Here is a 17,290-nt window from a genome sequence, read left to right on the forward strand (position 1 = left end):
CCTGTCTGATGTGCGTCTTCTGACAATCAAACAGACGAACCCGCGCAATGGTTCAGACGGGAATGCTGTTCCGCTCCGGCCATCCAGCAATCTGCCCAGGCGAAACCGGGCGCGACATCCGATAACCCGTCCTGCATCGCAGCCCATTCCTGAGACTGCCCGGAATTGGATGCATCCGACGCCGGAGCGCCTCGACACGGCCCTTCCGCCGGTCGCGAGACCGGTCCCGGCTTTCGGCCTGAACCACTGCCAGTCGCTGTCGGTCAGCGAGAGAGCAGAAACCGGCACTTTCAGCAATCTGCAGACAGGCGGGTCAGACGGCCTGCGGTGTCGCCCCGGCCGGCGGCGGCGCACGATCCTGCGTTTCCTTCAGAGCGACCGCCGCACCGAGAACACCGGCCAGGCTCGCGGAAACATCGCTCGGCACGATAATGGTGCTGTTATTGCGGGCGATGTCTCCGAGCAGATTCATCTGCCGGATCTGCATGGCGCCGGGCATTGTGGTGTACAGAGACGCGGCTTTCACGATCTGCTCGGCAATCTGCACCTCCGCTCCGGCCAGGGTAACGCGGGCCTGACGTTCACGCACAGCCTGTTCCTGGGCGCTCATGGCGTTCTGAAGCTCCTGCGGAATGAGAATATCCTTGATTTCCACGCGCTCGATTTCAACACCCCATTCATTTGTCTTTTCCATGAGGCTGTCTTTCAGGGCGCGATCGCAGGCCTCACGGTCATTCAGAAGTTCCGTCATGTCGCGCGAACCGGCGAGCTCCCGCAGGGTGGTCTGGGCGATTCCATAGACGGCGCCCTGATAATTCCCCACTTCCAGCAGGGCGTTGCGGGCATTGGTGACGCGCAGGAAGACGATGGCGTCGATATCGAGCGGAACCATATTGCGGGACAGAATTTTCTCGGCGGTGATAGTCTGGGTCTGCAGACGGGTATCGACCTTCGCGTAAGCAGACCGCAGATACGGGAAGGTGAAATAAAACCCGCTCCCGGCCGTGCGATGGTATTTACCGAAACTGAGCAGAACGGTCTGCTCGAATTCGTTGTTGAACCCGATCAGTTTCAGAAATCCGACAACAAGAAAGATGACCAGACCGATGAAAACCGGCGTGAGAGCAGCCATCAGAGAAGATCCCCGGACAAAGTGGTGAAAGACGAGACGGACCAGGTGCGACAGACCATGAAACTGGCCGTGGACGGTATGAAATTTAACGCTCATCATCGCCGCCGCCGGTTATGACGGACCGGATCGCCAGAATGACGTCTTCAGGCGGGACACCGCGGGTCAGCGCTTTGCAGACAGCTTCTTCGGCGATTTCACGGGAAATGATTTCGCGCCTTCTGAGATTTCCGGACTGATCGGGCAGCGGATCGGTCACGAAGGTTCCGCGTCCGCGCTGGATGTCGAGCAGACCTTCGCGGGCAAGGGCATGGATGGCCCTGATGACCGGATCGCTGTTGACCGAGAGCGTCAGACTGAGTCTGCGGATGGTCGGGAGCTGGCTTCCCGGCGTGAGTCTGCCGGTTGCGATCAGGTTGCGGAGCTGATTCGCGATCTGGATATAGAGCGGTTCGCCGGTACTGGCGAGAATGATGGAAGGGAAATCCATCTGCGCGGAAGCGATCCTGTTCCGGTGTTACGGAACACCATAACAGAAGATCAAATCTGTCCGTCAACGAAAAAAGATGTTTGTATCGTTTACGAAGATACTGAGCGGGGAGAGATGGTGGCCGGTGCTTCCGCCCGAACCCCGCAAAGAGAAGCGATTCCTCTGATCCCGTTTAACGGATTGAAGGCGTCCACGGCCCCTTTTCGGGGGGCGGACAGCACCCGGCCCTGTCCGGGAATGGCTCATACATACGAAAGACATCAGGGATGAAAAAACTTCGCGCCGGTCTGGTGATTCTTCTGACAGGCACCACTCTTCCCGCCTGTGCGGCCGAGCCTGTGCTGGTCATTCATGGCGGCGCCGGAGTAATAAAGAGCGATCTGACGCCGGACCGCGTAAAGGCGGTCCGTGCGGGGCTCGAACGGGCGTTGCAGGCGGGATACGCGCGGCTGAAAGCGGGGAAGCCGGCGACGGATGCCGTGGAGGCGGCGGTGCAGGTTCTGGAGGATGACCCGAACTTCAATGCCGCGCGGGGCGCGGTGTTCACGCATGACGGGCAGAACGAGCTCGATGCGGCGATCATGGACGGCGCAACGCTGAAGGCCGGGGCCATTGCAGGCGTGCGACATGTACGCAACCCGGTGACGCTGGCGCGGGCGGTGATGGATCACTCGCCGCATGTGTTTCTAATCGGCGATGGCGCTGAGGCATTCGCGAAGGAACAGGGCATCGCACTGGTGGAGGCGTCGTATTTCCGCACGGACCGGCGGTGGCGGCAGTTACAGGAGGCCCTGGAGAAGGACCGGCTGAAGCAGGCGAAGGAAGCGGACGCGCATCATGGCACGGTGGGCGCGGTGGCGCTGGACAGGGAGGGACATCTGGCGGCGGCGACCTCGACAGGCGGGCTGACGGACAAACTGTGGGGACGTGTCGGGGATTCTCCGCTGATTGGCGCGGGGACTTACGCGAATGCGGACTGTGCGATGTCAGGGACCGGATGGGGTGAATATTACATCCGCACGGTGGCGGCGCATGAGATCTGCATGCGGGTGACAATGATGCATCAGCCGCTCGGCGAGGCGGCGGAGGAGGTCATCAATCACGAGATTCCAAAACTCGGTGGCGATGGCGGAGCCATTCTTGTCGACAGCGCCGGGAATATTGCAATGCCGTTCAACACGGACGGAATGTATCGCGGCTGGATCGGCAAAGACGGCGTCACTCATGTGGCGATGCTGAAGGGGGAGTGAAGCGGCGCTCTCTGTTATATCAGAGACTGCTTCAAAACATGCTCATTAAACTTCTGTCCAGTTATAAAGAAGTTTGTGGTGAAGCTTTTTTCAAAAAGCTTCAGGGAACGCCGCCTTTTTGAAAAAAGGCGGCACCCGGAAACTTTTGTTTTTTATCAAAAATTTATCGTGAAGTGCTCTCTGAGCCTGCTTGATGCAGGCAGATGGCCGAACCTCAAAAAACATAACATCATCAGCTTATTATAAAAGTTTTCGTGTATTCACGGCTTTTGAAACAGTCTCGTGCCGGAGATCGTGTTCCGGAATGCACCCTGAAATCTCTCGCCAGAGGTATCTCAGGATGCATTCCGCCCGTCAGCGTCAGAATGTAATACCTGAGCGTACACCAATGATGTTCCCGCCAGTCGCACCAGGATAAGCGCCGGCTTTATTGTCCACATGGGCATGGGTGTAGTTCAGCATGATGCGCATATAATTCACGATATACCAGTTGACACCAACGGTCGCGGACCAGGCTTTCGTGCCACCGGGGATATCCCAGGCATCAAGCCAGTCGCCACGGGCGGCGATTTCCCAGGCGCCGATGCCGCCATCGGAGACGGGATCGAGGACGCGGGGCATGGCCCACTGCCCGGTATGGGCAAAGTAGTTCGGCGTTTCACCGGTCAGGAATATACCGGCCTGGAGGCTGGCGGCCTGGACGGTTCCGGCGCGATACGGGAAGGTCTGCGCGCCGTACGTGTTGCGGAACTCCATATGGCGGGCGCCATATTCACCGAGCGCCCAGGCGCTTTTCCAGATTCCGAACAGCTCGAGACCACCGGCGAGAGAATTCGCGATCGGACCGGAATTGATGCGCGCGGCGAAGGCGTCGTCGGTACGGGCGAGAAGACGGGTGGACTGCGAGAAGGTGGCAGCGGGTTTGACGTCTTCGTAAAAACCCCACGCGCCGAGATGGATCAGGCTGGTTTTCGTCCGCCAGGGAATCCAGTGGGTCCGCAGTTCGTATGTCATGTCGTCGCGGACATTGTTGGTAATGTTTGCGGAGTTGATGTCGTCGCCGGAGATCTGGGCTGCAACATGCCAGCTTTTTCCGAAGATTTTGAAAGCACCGCCGAGGCCGTACCAGCCTTTGACAGGCAGGAGGGCGTTGGCAACGATGTCACGATCGAGAAAGACGGTCTGATCGGAACCACCGGAACCGTCGAAGGTGCGCTCGTTGAATTTATTGCCGAGCGTGTATTCGACGAGATGACCGGCCATTTTGTCGCTCCAGGTCGCGTAGGCACTGACTACGGAGATCTGATTATTGGAGTAATCGCCCTCGAACACCCAGGAAAGCTGCTTCGCACGGCCTTCGACGCCGAGGCGCGCGGCGCGGAGAGTGGTGCGCGAGACATTCTGGGCGGAAAAGCGTGATCCGAATGCTGCGCCGTAATCGGCGAGGATGCGGCCACGAAAACGGAAGGAATACTCGCCGTCCGGCGTGGTCAGTTCGGGAAGTCCCTTGCCCCAGTCCAGTACCAGACCGCCCACTGTTGTTGTGCGCGAGGAAGAGGGAATGGAAGACGCGACACCCATGACGGGGGCCGAACCGGACGGCATGGCGGAGACAGCGCCGGAGGTGCCCGGGGGCGGCCGGAAGGAGCGGATAGGTCAGGTGGGTTGTCGTGAACACACTGGTACTGCTGGCAGGCGCGCCGCTGGCGGCAAAAACAGGCGTGACATCCTCACCTGGCTTCGCGTTACGCAGAGCCGTCTGACTGGTTGATGCCGGCAGCGTCTCCATCGGCAGGGAGATGCCATGCGAGGGAAGCCGGGTAGTGTGCACATGGGTGTTTCCGGCAACCGTCGAAGGCTTCGTCTGCTTTTCGACAGCATCGAGCCGGGCCTGCAGATCGTGGATCTGCTTCGCCTGGGCTTTAACGAGATCGGCCAGAGCCCGTACATCCACGCCACCGGTTGCGGTTGCGGCAACGGGAGCGGATTTCGGGGTGGCGAAGGCGGCATCTGATCCGATGGCGAAAGTGGCGCTGCCGGTGAGAAGGGCGAGGCGGGTGACGATATGGCGTGACCCTGCCTTCGCAACGCGCGCGCCGCGTGTGGCGCGCGAAACAGTATTCGTCATTAAGAAATTTTTCCGGCCTGTACTTTGTAGGGGCGGGCGAAAAGGGCAGCGACAAGACCACAGGCCGCAGCCACGGAAAGCCAGGCCCCAGGCATGGCGCGATCGCCGGTCATGTGAATCAGCCAGGTGCAGAGCGTGGGCGTGAAACCCCCGATACAGGTGGCGGCGCTGTAGGCCAGGGAGAAGCCGGTCGTACGGATGCGCGGCGGGACGATTTCGGTGAGATACGCCACGGCGGCACCGTTATAGGCGCTGTAGATGATGGCCAGCCAGATCTCGACAGTCAGAAGCCGGACAAAGGACGGGGCCGAGACAAGCCACGACATGGCGGGCCATGCGGTGAGGATAGCGATAAGCGTCGCGGCGATGAGCAGCGGACGGCGACCGATACGGTCGGAGAGAGCGCCGAACACGGGAAGCAGCACAAAGTTGGAAAGGCCGACACAGAGAGTCACGACGAGGCTGTCACGCGAGGCGAGATGCAGAACACTGCTGCCAAAGGACGGGGTGTAGGCGGTGATGACGTAGAAAGAGGTCGTGGTCATCAGAACCATCAGCACACCGATGGTGATGATTTTCCATTCCGTAACGAGGGTACGCAGCACCTCGCCGATTTTCGGCGGTGCGTGAGTGGCGGCGAAGGCTTCGGTTTCCTGGAGATTGCGACGCAGGAAAAACAGAACCGGGACGATCAGGCAGCCAATGAGCAGCGGGATGCGCCAGCCCCAGGCGGACATGGTCGGCGCGGGCAGAATGGTGGTGAGCGCGACGCCGATGGCGGCGGCAGCCACGACAGCGATCTGCTGGGAGGCGGACTGAAAGGAAACGACGAAGCCCCGCGTCTTTGGAGTGGCGATTTCGGCCAGATAGACGGAGGTGGAACCCAGCTCGACGCCGGCGGAGAAACCCTGAAGGAGACGTCCGCAAAGGACGAGCAGCGGGGCGAGAAGGCCGATCTGCGCGTAGCCGGGCGTGAGAGTCAGCGAGAGTGTGCCGATGGACATCAGCGTCAGGGTAAGGATGAGGCCCCTGCGACGGCCGATGCGGTCCACATAGGCGCCGAGGATGATGGCTCCAAGAGGACGCATGAGGAATCCGGCGCCGAACGTGGCGAAAGACATCATCAGTTCAGCGTAGGGGTCGTCCGACGGGAAGAAAGCACGACCGATGGCGGCGGCATAATAGCCGAACACCATGAAGTCATACATTTCGAGCATATTGCCGCTGGCCACCTGCATGGCGGCGCGGACGCGCTGGCCGGTCGTCATGGGAGGTGCATGAGGGCGGGAGGCTGTCGATGTGACATCGTGGTGCAGCGTGGAGGAAGCGGCAGTCGTGCCTGAAAACTCAGTCATATAACCCGGTCTTGTTATTGTTTGTCACCGTAATGAAATCCACTGCACGGCAATTGTTCCGTCGTCTAACCGCAAAACCGTGAGCCGGAACGAATTTCTTTCCACCGTTACCGTGCTGCATCACTCTCCGTCTTGCGTCCGCCGGGGCGGAGTCCTATCGGGGCGATCATGAAATATTTCGACTGCTCCGGTTGTGACTGACGGGCCGCTGATCTGGATTCTGGCGGGCGAGGCCAGTGGCGACGTGCTGGGAGCACGGCTGATGGCGGCTCTGCGGCGCCGACGACCGGATCTGCGCTTTGCCGGGATCGGTGGACACCGGATGCAGGAGAGCGGGCTGGAGAGCCTGTTTCCGATGCAGGAACTGGCGGTGATGGGGCTGGTGGAGATTCTGCCCCGGATTCGCAGCCTGTCGCGCCGGCTCGACGATGCCGTGCGTCACATTGAAGCCACACAGCCGGATATGGTGGTAACGATTGACAGTCCCGGCTTTGCGCTGCGTCTGCTACGGCGGATCGCGCCGCTGGGCATAAAGCGGGTGCATTATGTGGCGCCGCAGGTCTGGGCCTGGCGCGAGCATCGGGTGAAGAAATTTCCTGGTCTGTGGGACCGGCTCCTGGTGCTGCTGCCGTTCGAGGAACAGTTTTTCCGGCGACGCGGGCTGGATGCCCGGTTTGTCGGGCATCCAGTCTTACAGTCGGGCGCCGATAAAGGCGATGCGGCCCGGTTCCGGGCGCGTCATGGCCTTTCAGATGAAGCGCGCGTGCTGATCCTGATGCCCGGAAGCCGGCGGTCGGAGGCCCCGCGCCTCCTGCCGGTTTTCGGCAGGATGCTGTCGCTGCTGCGACAGAAACTGCCGGATGTCGTTCCGGTAATTCCGGTTTCCCCGGTTGTGGCGGAAACCGTGCTGAAAGCCACGGCGGACTGGGCGGTGCGGCCGGTTATCATAACGGATGCCTACGACAAACACGACGCTTTCGCGGCAGCGGAGGCGGCGCTGACCAAGTCCGGGACATCGACGCTGGAACTGGCGCTGGCGGGCGTGCCCATGGCGGTGACATATCGGGTCAATCCGGTGACAGCGGCGATCGCACGGCGCCTGATCCGTGTGCCGTATGTGGCGATGGTCAATCTGCTGGCGGGAAAGGCCCTGGTCCCCGAACTGCTGCAGGAACAGTGCCGGCCGGATCTGCTGGCGGCAACAGTGGTGCGGCTGATGACCGATCCCATAGCCGCTGCGGATCAGAAGGCGGGATTTGCCGGAGTGCTGGCCGGATTACGGGCTGCGGGAACAACGGAGCCGGCGGACGCCGCGGCAGCGGAGATCCTGGAACTGCTAAAGCCCTGAGCGCCCGCGGAGATGACGGAAAATACCGTCCGGCCCAAACGCGGGTCCAATGAATCCGCTTCCGGAGCAGACAATCATCACATGGCTCTGATCTGCTGTTCCGGAGAATGTCCTGTCCGGTCCGGACAACTGCGTGACACCAGCGTCCGGCCGGATGAATCCCTAACGAGAATGATGGGGCTTTGCCTCACGCACCTGGAAAGCGACCATCTTCCTGGACCCGCCGAGAAAATGAAACTCGACATTGACGGTCGAGCCCTGACTGACCGTCACGCCCGGCGCCACATGGCAGACAAGGTGATAGCCTCCTGGCGGAAAGACCAGCGTTTCCTTGGGCGGCACGGTCAGATGGGTGAAGAGATCCCTGGTCAGGGTCGAGACCTCGAGGTCGGTATGATACCCGAACATTCCCTCACAGGAGGGAGACGTTATGCGGTCGATCAGATGCGCCGCATCCGACGTATTCTCCACGGAAAAATAGGCCGCTACCAGATCGGCACCGGCGCCGACATGCTGCATCCAGGCATCATGAACCGCGATATCACCGGCGGCATTCTCCTGTCCCGGGACAGACGCACCAACCGCACCGGCACGCATTTCGGCTTCCTGCCCGAGGGAGCTTTTCATCGGCTCAGGCTGCCCCGCATCCTCTGCCGCCAGGCCAGGAGACACGAAACACAGCAGACCGAGGACAGCGGCTCCGCGAAGCATGGTCCGCCATCCGCGCCCTGGCCGTGACGTTTCCGGATTGCGGACGTTCCGGACCGCGCAAAGTTCTTTCAAGCCTGTCTTCCCTTCTCCGCACGGACAATACTGCCGCCGTCATATGGCCCGACCCGCGCGGCCGCCGCAAATCCGCCGCCTCCGTCCACGCCATCGTTCGCAATAGCCTTCGTGAGACTTTCGTGAGACTTTTGTACTGTTCCGCTCTATAATAGCGGCGATCACCGGACATTTTATCGCGTGAGGTGCATGGCAGGGTCCGGTCTGCTGCGTCACAGCATTTCACGCAGGTGGCCCGCCTTCATCCGGACCGCCGGTTTCACCTGGGACTGACTGACGATGCGATGCCCGTTCTGCAGCGACGCCGAAACACAGGTGAAGGACAGCCGTCCCACCGAGGACGGCACAGCCATCCGCCGCCGCCGGGCCTGCCCGACCTGTGGGCAGCGTTTTACGACGGTCGAACGGGTGCAGTTGCGGGATCTCGTTGTTGTGAAGGCCGATGGCCGGCGCGCACCGTTCGACCGCGAGAAACTGGCGCGTTCCATCCGGATCGCGCTGCGGAAGCGCCCGGTTTCGGAAGAGCAGATCGAACAGATGATCAGCGGGATCGCCCGGCGCCTGGAGGCATCCGGCGAGGGAGAGATTCCGACCGCGCTGATCGGCGAACTGGCGATGGAGGCGCTGCATACGGTCGATGCGGTCGGATATGTCCGTTTCGCGAGCGTGTATCGCGATTTCCGCGAGACGAAGGATTTTTCCGAAATCCTGACCCGCATCGATGACAGCAAACGGGAAGTGAAATAATCGTGCCGCACGAACGGGAAGGGCTGGACCTGGAACGGCAAAGGGGCCATGAAGCGCCGCCCCGGACAGCGATCCGGACAACATCCATTCTGCAGGAGGGACGCTGATGACCCACTCCGACGACCGGCTCAGCCCGGCCCTTCGTCCGCGCACGGCTGCCCGTGTGGCGGCGGTGCAGGCGCTGTTTCAGATCGAGCAGGGAAACGACAGGGCTGAACCGGTGATCGTTCAGTTTGTCCAGCATCGTTTCGGTGTGACGCTGGCGGGCGAGTCCTTCGAGGACGGCCATATTCCCGAAGCCGACGCAACCCTGTTCACCAGCCTGGTGCGTCGCGCGGCGGCGTCCGGAGAGCACGTATCGGCGCTGCTGACGGAGACTCTGCCACCAACATGGCCTGTCGGCCGGCTTGATCCGGTTCTGCGGGCGCTGTTCACCGTTGCCATTGCCGAGATGGAGTCCCCGGACGCCCCGCCGGTCAGCATCATCATCAATGAATATCTCGACGTTGCGCACGGTTTCTTCTCAGGTGACGAGCCGAAACTGGTCAATGGCGTTCTGGATACGCTGGCAAAGCGCATGAAAAAACCACCGGTCCGTGAGGGGAAAAACGAGGACATAAAAACCGGAGACGTCGGAGAAGAGCCGCCAGGCGCGGATGCCGCTGATGACAAGGCTGATGACGGGCAGGTCTGACCCTTCCGTTCCTTCCACCCCGGAAGCAGGGACGCCCCCTCTTCCGGACGAGTTTGCCTTTATCCGGCGACATTTTCTGGCGCTCGCAGGGCCGGCCGCGCTTGGTCTGGCAGATGACGCCGCGATCTTCACACCGGAACCTGGCCGGGAACTTGTGATTGCGGCGGACGCGATGGTCGAGGGAGTGCATTTCCTTTCCGACGATCCGCCTGACACGATCGGACGCAAGCTGCTGCGCGCCAATCTCTCCGATATTGCGGCAATGGGCGCACGGCCCTTCGGATGGCTCCTGACGCTTGCCTGTCCGGGGCGTGCCGCGGACCCCCGTTTCAGCGAGGCATGGTTCAGCGCCTTCGCGGACGGACTTGCCGAGGATCAGCGTCTGTTCGGTCTGTCGCTTCTTGGCGGCGACACGACATCGACACAGGGTCCGCTGGTGCTCTCGCTGACCATTCTCGGGGACGTCGCCCCCGGTCAGGCCCTGCGACGTAACGGCGCGCGGGATGGAGACGGGCTGTGGGTGACGGGCACGATCGGCGACGGCGCGCTGGGGCTGAAAGTGCTGCTTGGCGATCTGCCGGATCAGAACGGATGGCTCGCAGGCCGGTATCGTCTGCCCTCCCCACGGCTCGGGCTTCACCTCGCGGGCATCGCACATGCAGCGATGGACGTTTCTGATGGTCTCGTACAGGATGCCGGCCACCTGGCGCGGGAAAGCGGTCTGAGCGTGACGATCGACGCTGACGCGGTTCCGCTCTCAGCGGCCGCGAAAGCGGCAGGCAGCCGGGAAGACCTTCTTGCGCTTTGCCTGACAGGCGGAGACGATTACGAGCTTCTCCTGGCTGTACCCGATAATCAGGCCAGGACGCTTCAGACGCAGTGTGCGGCAGCGAACGTGCCTGTGACCCGGATCGGGCGATTTAATGCAGGAGCCGGCGAAGTCCATGTAAGCCGGGCAGACGGGACAGTGTTTCCACTGGAACGGCAGGGATGGAGCCATTTCTGAGACGGAGAGAAGCAGATTCCGCTTTTCCGGTTTAATACCCGATAAATTATATGAAGGACCGGCGATCAGAGCGGAATTTTCTTATGCGGCATTCTGTTAAACTGACACTCCCCTTTTCATCGGCAGACCAATGAAGGATACTGCGATGCATAAACGGAATACGTACGGGCGAAAGCAGTCTGGTGGCTTCCGGCTACTCTGTTCGCAGAGGAACCACGCTGGCACAGCAAACATTTTGCGGCGCACGGAACCGGTTTAACGGCATTCGGGTTTCTCTCTTTGTGACTGTTACACGGCATGTTTCCATTCTGAAGGGCAAAATGATCACGCCGGATCTTCGTTGCCTGTCAGAGATCAGCCTGCCCGGCGCCATGAAACAGTTTTCTGCGGGAATGCGGCCTTTCAGCCGGAAAGGAAAAGCGTGAGCTCTTTTGCGACAATACCCGCCTCATATTCCGTCGTGCGTCCCGCTGTTAAGGTACGCACCTTTCCGACCGGCACCGCACTCACCGTTCTCGCCAGTATTTTTAATGTCATTCTCTGTCTGATCAGTACACGCGGACTGTTATACACCAGCAGTTCTGTCGTCGCTGTCGCCGAAATGCTGATTCTTGGCGCCGGTTTTTTTGTTATCCGACGCACCATCAGCCGCAGAATTGTGATCATAACAGGGCTGTCAGTTGCATATATGATCGGCGCAAAGCTGATCAACCCGGCCCTTAGCCTGAAAATCATTCATGATTTTGCGATAGCTTATATTTTTTACCAGGTCGGGATGATCTCCGGCCTTTCTCAGGCCCGCTCCGCCGTCTGGATCACCATGACTCTGACTCTGGCCATGGGGGTTTTTGAAATGGCCAGCCCGGTGGTCTTCGGGCAGTTCTTTAATATCTGGCAGTATTATACACAAAAGGGCGCCCTTTCAGCTACAACGATCAACTACAGCCAGACAACATTTTTTGCTTCGGGTGATCGTGTCGGCGTCAAACGCACGTTTTTCTCTTCTCTTCTCGGACCCCATCGTGTCTCCTCTATATTTCTTGAGCCGGTTTCCATGGGGAACTATGCAACGATTATCTTTGCATGGTGTCTCGCAACCTGCCGGAACCGTCGGGGACAGCGGCAGATCCTGTTGTTCATCTTATCGTTTGTCTGCATCGTGCTGACAGATTCACGCTTCGGTTCAGCATGCTGCATCGTCATGGCCTTGTTCCGGCTGTCTCCCTTACGCGGTTCGTCTCTGGTGGCGTTCCTGCTCCCGATCTGCGTTGCGACATTGCTTACGGTCACAGGCTCGATGCATGAAATCCCAGGCTGGGCTCCGAGTATCATGAACGATGATTTTTCGGGCCGTCTGTTATTTTCAGGACAGTTAATGGATTACTGGAATCTGCCGGAATGGTTCGCGCTCGCGCCGTCCGCCGTTTATACCGCAGACACGGGATATGCTTATATTTTCAGCAATCTCGGAATACCCTTTGCTCTTGTCTATCTCGCTTTATTCGCGTTTTCAAAGAGTGCCAGCCGTACTGCGGCCATAATGAAAACAAATATTTCCGTCTATTTCTCCGCCTCCCTCTGCATTGGCGCTTCTATTTTCAGCATCAAGACAGCAGCGCTCCTGTGGTTACTCTACGGAGCAACGCAAAGCATCGGCCAGTCTTCCCGGCAGACCTGACTCGTCCGGGATCTCCATTGACGATCCTGACTCTGATGGTGGATTCTGCGTCCGATCAGAGTATCGCGGATAAACGGGAGAGGTTTTCGCCATGCAGGTAAGTCTCACAGCCGATGACGGCCACACCTTCTCTGCCTGGGAGGCAGGAAATCCGGACGGACCGCACGCGCTGGTCGTGGTGCAGGAAATTTTTGGTGTGAACCGGCATATGCGTCAGATAGCCGATACGTTTGCATCCCAGGGATTTTCGGTGCTGACCCCGGCGCTGTTCGACAGGGTGGAACGCGACGCAGAGCTTGGTTACACGCAGGATGACGTGAAAAAAGGGCTGGCGCTCCGGGCTGAAATTCCACTGAAGGACACCCTGGCCGATCTGCGGGCCTGTGCAGAACATTTTCGTCGTCATGCGCCGCACCGGAAAGTCGGGATCATCGGCTTCTGCTGGGGCGGCACGCTGGCCTGGGACGCGGCGACGCAGACGCATGATTTTTCGGTTGCGGTGAGCTGGTATGGTGGCGGAATCGCGGCGCATAAGGATGCAGTACCGCACTGTCCGGTGCAGCTCCATTTCGGGGGTCAGGACAGTTCGATTCCGCATATGGATGTGGCGGCGATCCGGACGGCGCATCCGGAGCTCGACATTTACGTTTATGATGATGCCGGACATGGGTTCGGCAACAGCGACCGGTCGAGCTTCAACGAGGCAGCGAATCGTCTGGCATGGGAGCGCAGCGTGGCGTTCCTCGAAGCCGGGCTGCACACAAAGGGCAATATTCCCGACCGACCGTAAACGTGTGTGACAGGAGGTTTTCATGGCCAGAATGACACCTGAGTTTCAGGCGCGGCAGCGGCCTGCGGCGGCGCTGATCGTGGCAACCAGTCTTGCAGCGGCAGGCGGTCTCGTGACGCTCGTGCGGAAGGTAATGGGGGCACGCAGGACGAAGAAGCTGGTTCAGGCGGAAGCGCGGACAGCCTCGCCGGCAGCGGGAGCTGTGACGCGCTGAAAGGTGCTGTCTTCCGGGAACTTCCGGGAGACAACACTCCAGGCGTGTTATCCGGGCTCTGCCCGGACCCGGCAAAGGTCGCGAACCTTTGCAAACCATTTTGTTTAATAAGTCAGGGTGCAGGGAGCCAAGCTCCCTGCCGGGTTTCAGGGCAGCGCCCTGAGCAGCTCACGACGCCTGCACATTCCGTGACGCAAGACGCACTGCATCTTCAGCCGCCCGGAACAGAGCGCGGGCCTTGTGTTTCGTCTCCGCGCATTCGAGGGCCGGAACGCTGTCGGCGACAACGCCACAACCCGCCTGAACGTGCATTTCGCCATCCTTAACGACCGCCATACGGAGGCCGATGCAGGTGTCCATGTCACCGCCAGCGCCGAAATAACCAATGCAGCCTGCATAGGTGGCGCGACGGGTGCGCTCGACTTCGTCAATGATCTCCATGGCACGGATTTTCGGTGCGCCGGTGAGCGTGCCGGCCGGAAAAGCAGCGATCAGGGCGTCCAGAGCTTCCAGGTCCGGCTTCAGCACACCTTCGACATTGGAAGAAATGTGCATGACGTGGCTGAAACGTTCGATGACGAACTTTTCCGTCACTTTGACGGAGCCGGTAACGCAGACACGGCCGACATCATTACGTCCGAGATCGATGAGCATCAGATGCTCGGCGAGTTCCTTCTCATCCGCGAGAAGCTCTTCTTCCAGACGTTTGTCCTCCGCCGCATCGGCGCCGCGCGGGCGGGTGCCGGCGAGAGGGCGGACGGTCATCCTGCCGTCGCGGAGACGGACAAGGATCTCGGGCGAGGACCCGACGAGACAGAATTCGCCGAAATCGAGATGGAACAGGAACGGGGCCGGATTGATGCGGCGCAGGGAACGGTAGAGCGAGAGCGTCGAAAGGTCGAACCGCGTGGAAAAACGCTGGCTCGGCACGACCTGAAAGGCGTCACCGGCGGCGATGTAGTCCTGAATACGGGTGACGACAGCCTCGAACTCGGCTTCCGTGTAGGTCGAGCGCGGCGCCTCCAGGGCCGCGACATGCGGCTCGGAGGGCACGGTGAGCGGCGCCGCGAGACAGGCGCGGGCCTCGGCGATGAGGGCTTCGGCCCGGTTGAAAGCAGCGTCGGCGGTGTCATCCGCGCGGGGTCGGATCGGGGCGGCGAGGATCAGTTCGTCCGTCACGGTATCGAAAACGACGAACAGACCCGGCCGCATCATCACGCCTTCCGGCAGATTCAGATCGTCGGGCGGAGCGTCAGGCAGGTGCTCCATCTGACGCACCATGTCATAGCCGAGATAGCCGAACAGGCCGGCGATCATCGGGGGCAGGCCATCGGGGAGGTCCAGACGGTTCTCCCGGATCAGGCCGCGCAGGCTGTCCAGAGGCGCTTCCGCCACGGGCGTGAAGGCGTTCGGCGCGGTTTGCGGTGTGTGGCAGATCGCGGCCTTGCCGTCATGGCAGCGCCAGACGAGATCCGGGCGCAGGGCAATGATGGAATAGCGGCCACGGGAAACACCGCCCTCGACCGATTCCAGCAGGAGCGTGTTTCGCCCGCTGCTTCCACCCATCGCGGCCAGACGCATATAGGCGGCGACAGGGGTCAGAAGATCGGCGGCATCGACGGCGAAGACCACGCTGCCTTCCCCACGCGTCCAGGCGCCGGCACATGCGGTCCGCGAAGGAGAGTCGAGCGTGGCAAGGCGCATCATGTGCCATCTCCGAATCCTGCCTCACTGAGCGCCGCCCGGACGCCGGCCGGCATGATCTTCGCTTTGAAGCGGCCATCGAGACTGTGGATGTAAGCCGAGGTTATGTCGGAGGCGAGCGATTCCGTCATCCCGTCGCGCACGCGCCCATAGCCAAGGGAATCGGCTTTCGGATCAGGATGCTGGATACCGGTCACCGTCGCGACGATGAAGCTGTCCGCATCCTCGCTCATCGTGCTTTCCCCGATGGCCATATGCATGATCGTCTCCATGAATTCCTGCGACAGACCCTCAGGCGGCCGGGCGCGGGAAATCATGACGTCTTTCTGCACCGGGCTTCCGGCCGGGGCACTGGCGGCGAGCCCTCCCTGTTTCTTCGACGCGACATAAAGTGCGGTGGCCTGCTGATCCGCTGCATGCCTGCGTGCGTCCGTCTGCCAGGCGCTGATGACCTTATCACGTACGGCATCGAAAGGCTGCTCCTGGCCCGGCGTGATCTCGTCAACGGAGACCGCGTACCAGCCGAGCGAAGGTCCGGGCGGCTGGCCGGGTTTAGACGGCGCAGTGGCCTCGATAAGCTGCGGCGGCGCGCCCTTCTCCTGCCCGAAAATCTTCGCCACGATGGCGTCACGCAGCGGGCCGGAAGCGGGCAGCGGCGCGGGAACACCGTCTTTCGTCATGCCGTGCGCATCGAGTGAACCTGAAGCTGCGGCAGCGCCGAGATCAGCCGGAATGGAATCGAGACCGCCGCCGGCGATGGCGTCCTGGAGCTTAGGGGCACGGCTGCTGATCGCGTCCGGAGCACGGGCTCTGACGATTTCATCACGCAGGGTGATTTTCGCATCATCGAACGCCGTGTCATGCGGCGGCGTCACCTTCGTGACGCGGAACACAACCCAGCCGGTTTCCGTCTTCTGCGGCCCCTGCACGGTCTCGACCGGAGCGGAGAAGACCGCCTTCTGCAACGCCTCCGAAGGCAGGGCGCTGGCGCGCGTATCGCTGAACTCGACAGCAGCGCTGCCCTTCGCCGCCGCCTGCACCTGGCTCCATCCGGCACCGCCTTTCCAGATGGTCGCGACAGCCTGGGCCGTGGCTTCATCCGGAGCCGTTACAAGCTGAACGCTGCGGAGTTCCGGAGCGTGGAACCGCTCCGACTGGCCATCATAGAGCCGGTGCATTTCCTCGTCAGTGGCCGGGATCTGCGATGCGACGGTATCGGGAGAAAGGACGACGATCCGGGCATGCCTGTATTCCGGACTGCGGAACATCCATGGATGATTGGTGTAGTACCGGCGCATGATATCATCAGCCGGAATCGCCGGAGCGGGCAGGCTCGCGAACGGAATATGAAGCAGATCAACGACATGAGTCTCGGTTTCGAACCCATAAACGCGCGAGACAACGAGATCGGAAATATGCGCGCCCGCCGAGATCGGGTCCATGATCGCGCGGCCGGCAAGATCATCATGCACGAGGCCGATCAGACGTTTCTCGGTCATTCCGGCCTGGGCCAGCTTGCTGTTAAAGATATTGCGGTCGAATGCGCCGTTCAGTCCTTTGAAATAGGGCATCGCAAAAATTTCGTCGCGCACGGCCTGATCCGGCACAACGAGACCATACTGGTTCCCGGCTTCGAGCACCTGAGCCTGGCCAATCAGGCGCTGCAAAACCTCCTGCGCCATCTGCTGACGGAACTGAGCCGGCAGATGCGCGGCATCGGGGGCACCCATACGCTGCGCCATACGGGGCAGTTCGGCCTGGAGCGCCGCGGCAAGGTCGCGGGTTGTGATTTTACGCGAACCGACAGTGGCTGCGACCGTCGGATCATCCGCCATGCCGCTGATGACATCGCCGATGCCCCAGCCGACGAAGGCGACAAAAATAACCAGGGCGAGCACGCGGCCGATCCAGGAATCGACGACGAAGTGACGCAGGAACGAAATCATGCAGGCGCAGTCCGCGAATAAAAACCAG

At 60.8% G+C, this 17,290-nt stretch carries 16 protein-coding genes; 9 read left to right on the forward strand and 7 right to left on the reverse strand.

The annotated features are described in order from the left end of the window. Window positions 1-313 precede the first annotated feature (313 nt). Window positions 314-1,231 carry an SPFH domain-containing protein gene (locus GOB93_RS13655; RefSeq protein ID WP_173584061.1) on the reverse strand — a complete coding sequence of 306 codons (918 nt, stop codon included), beginning with the start codon at window positions 1,229-1,231 and terminating at the stop codon, window positions 314-316. Beyond that, window positions 1,218-1,619 (reverse strand): GntR family transcriptional regulator, encoded by a 402-nt coding sequence (locus GOB93_RS13660; RefSeq protein WP_173584062.1) that lies wholly within the window; start codon window positions 1,617-1,619, stop codon window positions 1,218-1,220. Before GOB93_RS13660 ends, GOB93_RS13655 begins: the two co-directional genes overlap by 14 nt. 266 nt (window positions 1,620-1,885) lie before the next feature. On the opposite strand from GOB93_RS13660, the gene GOB93_RS13665 reads away from it, so the two are divergent. Continuing rightward, window positions 1,886-2,869 (forward strand): isoaspartyl peptidase/L-asparaginase family protein, encoded by a 984-nt coding sequence (locus tag GOB93_RS13665; RefSeq protein WP_173584063.1) that lies wholly within the window; start codon window positions 1,886-1,888, stop codon window positions 2,867-2,869. Between the two features lie 360 nt (window positions 2,870-3,229). On the opposite strand, the gene GOB93_RS13670 is transcribed toward GOB93_RS13665, so the two are convergent. Further along, entirely contained in the window at window positions 3,230-4,474 is a 1,245-nt protein-coding gene (locus GOB93_RS13670; RefSeq protein ID WP_206752615.1) for an OprO/OprP family phosphate-selective porin, read from the reverse strand. Window positions 4,475-4,700: 226 nt separating this feature from the next. Between GOB93_RS13670 and GOB93_RS13680 the strand changes: the two genes are divergently transcribed. Then, entirely contained in the window at window positions 4,701-4,883 is a 183-nt protein-coding gene (locus tag GOB93_RS13680; protein ID WP_173584066.1) for a hypothetical protein, read from the forward strand. Window positions 4,884-4,996: 113 nt separating this feature from the next. Here GOB93_RS13680 and tcuC read toward each other — a convergent pair whose 3' ends face one another. After that, on the reverse strand, window positions 4,997-6,352 hold the full coding sequence (gene tcuC / locus GOB93_RS13685; protein WP_277877279.1) for an MFS transporter: 1,356 nt from the start codon (window positions 6,350-6,352) through the stop codon (window positions 4,997-4,999). Between the two features lie 193 nt (window positions 6,353-6,545). On the opposite strand from tcuC, the gene lpxB reads away from it, so the two are divergent. After that, on the forward strand, window positions 6,546-7,700 hold the full coding sequence (lpxB, locus tag GOB93_RS13690) for a lipid-A-disaccharide synthase (protein WP_173584067.1): 1,155 nt from the start codon (window positions 6,546-6,548) through the stop codon (window positions 7,698-7,700). Window positions 7,701-7,862: 162 nt separating this feature from the next. On the opposite strand, the gene GOB93_RS13695 is transcribed toward lpxB, so the two are convergent. Then, entirely contained in the window at window positions 7,863-8,411 is a 549-nt protein-coding gene (locus tag GOB93_RS13695) for a copper chaperone PCu(A)C (RefSeq protein WP_173584068.1), read from the reverse strand. A gap of 351 nt (window positions 8,412-8,762) precedes the next feature. Between GOB93_RS13695 and nrdR the strand changes: the two genes are divergently transcribed. The 6 genes from nrdR (at window position 8,763) to GOB93_RS13725 (ending at window position 13,612) form a co-directional block, all read left to right on the forward strand. After that, a complete protein-coding gene (gene nrdR / locus GOB93_RS13700) occupies window positions 8,763-9,230 on the forward strand; it encodes a transcriptional regulator NrdR (RefSeq protein ID WP_173584069.1) in 468 nt (155 codons plus the stop codon). A 106-nt stretch (window positions 9,231-9,336) separates the two neighbouring features. Then, window positions 9,337-9,924 carry a transcription antitermination factor NusB gene (gene nusB, locus GOB93_RS13705; RefSeq protein ID WP_173584070.1) on the forward strand — a complete coding sequence of 196 codons (588 nt, stop codon included), beginning with the start codon at window positions 9,337-9,339 and terminating at the stop codon, window positions 9,922-9,924. Beyond that, window positions 9,908-10,930: a thiamine-phosphate kinase gene (gene thiL, locus GOB93_RS13710; protein WP_173584071.1), complete on the forward strand. Its 1,023-nt coding sequence runs from the start codon at window positions 9,908-9,910 to the stop codon at window positions 10,928-10,930. Before nusB ends, thiL begins: the two co-directional genes overlap by 17 nt. 421 nt (window positions 10,931-11,351) lie before the next feature. Beyond that, window positions 11,352-12,608 carry a polysaccharide polymerase gene (locus GOB93_RS13715; protein WP_194300067.1) on the forward strand — a complete coding sequence of 419 codons (1,257 nt, stop codon included), beginning with the start codon at window positions 11,352-11,354 and terminating at the stop codon, window positions 12,606-12,608. 91 nt (window positions 12,609-12,699) lie between these two features. After that, the gene (locus tag GOB93_RS13720) at window positions 12,700-13,398 is read left to right on the forward strand and encodes a dienelactone hydrolase family protein (RefSeq protein WP_173584072.1); all 699 of its coding nucleotides are present in this window, start codon (window positions 12,700-12,702) and stop codon (window positions 13,396-13,398) included. 22 nt (window positions 13,399-13,420) lie between these two features. Further along, window positions 13,421-13,612 carry a hypothetical protein gene (locus GOB93_RS13725; protein WP_173584073.1) on the forward strand — a complete coding sequence of 64 codons (192 nt, stop codon included), beginning with the start codon at window positions 13,421-13,423 and terminating at the stop codon, window positions 13,610-13,612. A 168-nt stretch (window positions 13,613-13,780) separates the two neighbouring features. On the opposite strand, the gene trpE is transcribed toward GOB93_RS13725, so the two are convergent. Both trpE and GOB93_RS13735 read right to left on the reverse strand, forming a co-directional pair. Continuing rightward, window positions 13,781-15,316, reverse strand: coding sequence for an anthranilate synthase component I (trpE, locus tag GOB93_RS13730; RefSeq protein ID WP_173584125.1), 1,536 nt, complete (start codon window positions 15,314-15,316; stop codon window positions 13,781-13,783). After that, window positions 15,316-17,262 carry a peptidylprolyl isomerase gene (locus GOB93_RS13735; protein WP_173584074.1) on the reverse strand — a complete coding sequence of 649 codons (1,947 nt, stop codon included), beginning with the start codon at window positions 17,260-17,262 and terminating at the stop codon, window positions 15,316-15,318. Before GOB93_RS13735 ends, trpE begins: the two co-directional genes overlap by 1 nt. Between the last annotated feature and the right edge of the window lie 28 nt (window positions 17,263-17,290).

Source organism: Acetobacter musti, from assembly GCF_011516835.1.
Classification (GTDB): Bacteria; Pseudomonadota; Alphaproteobacteria; order Acetobacterales; family Acetobacteraceae; genus Acetobacter; species Acetobacter musti.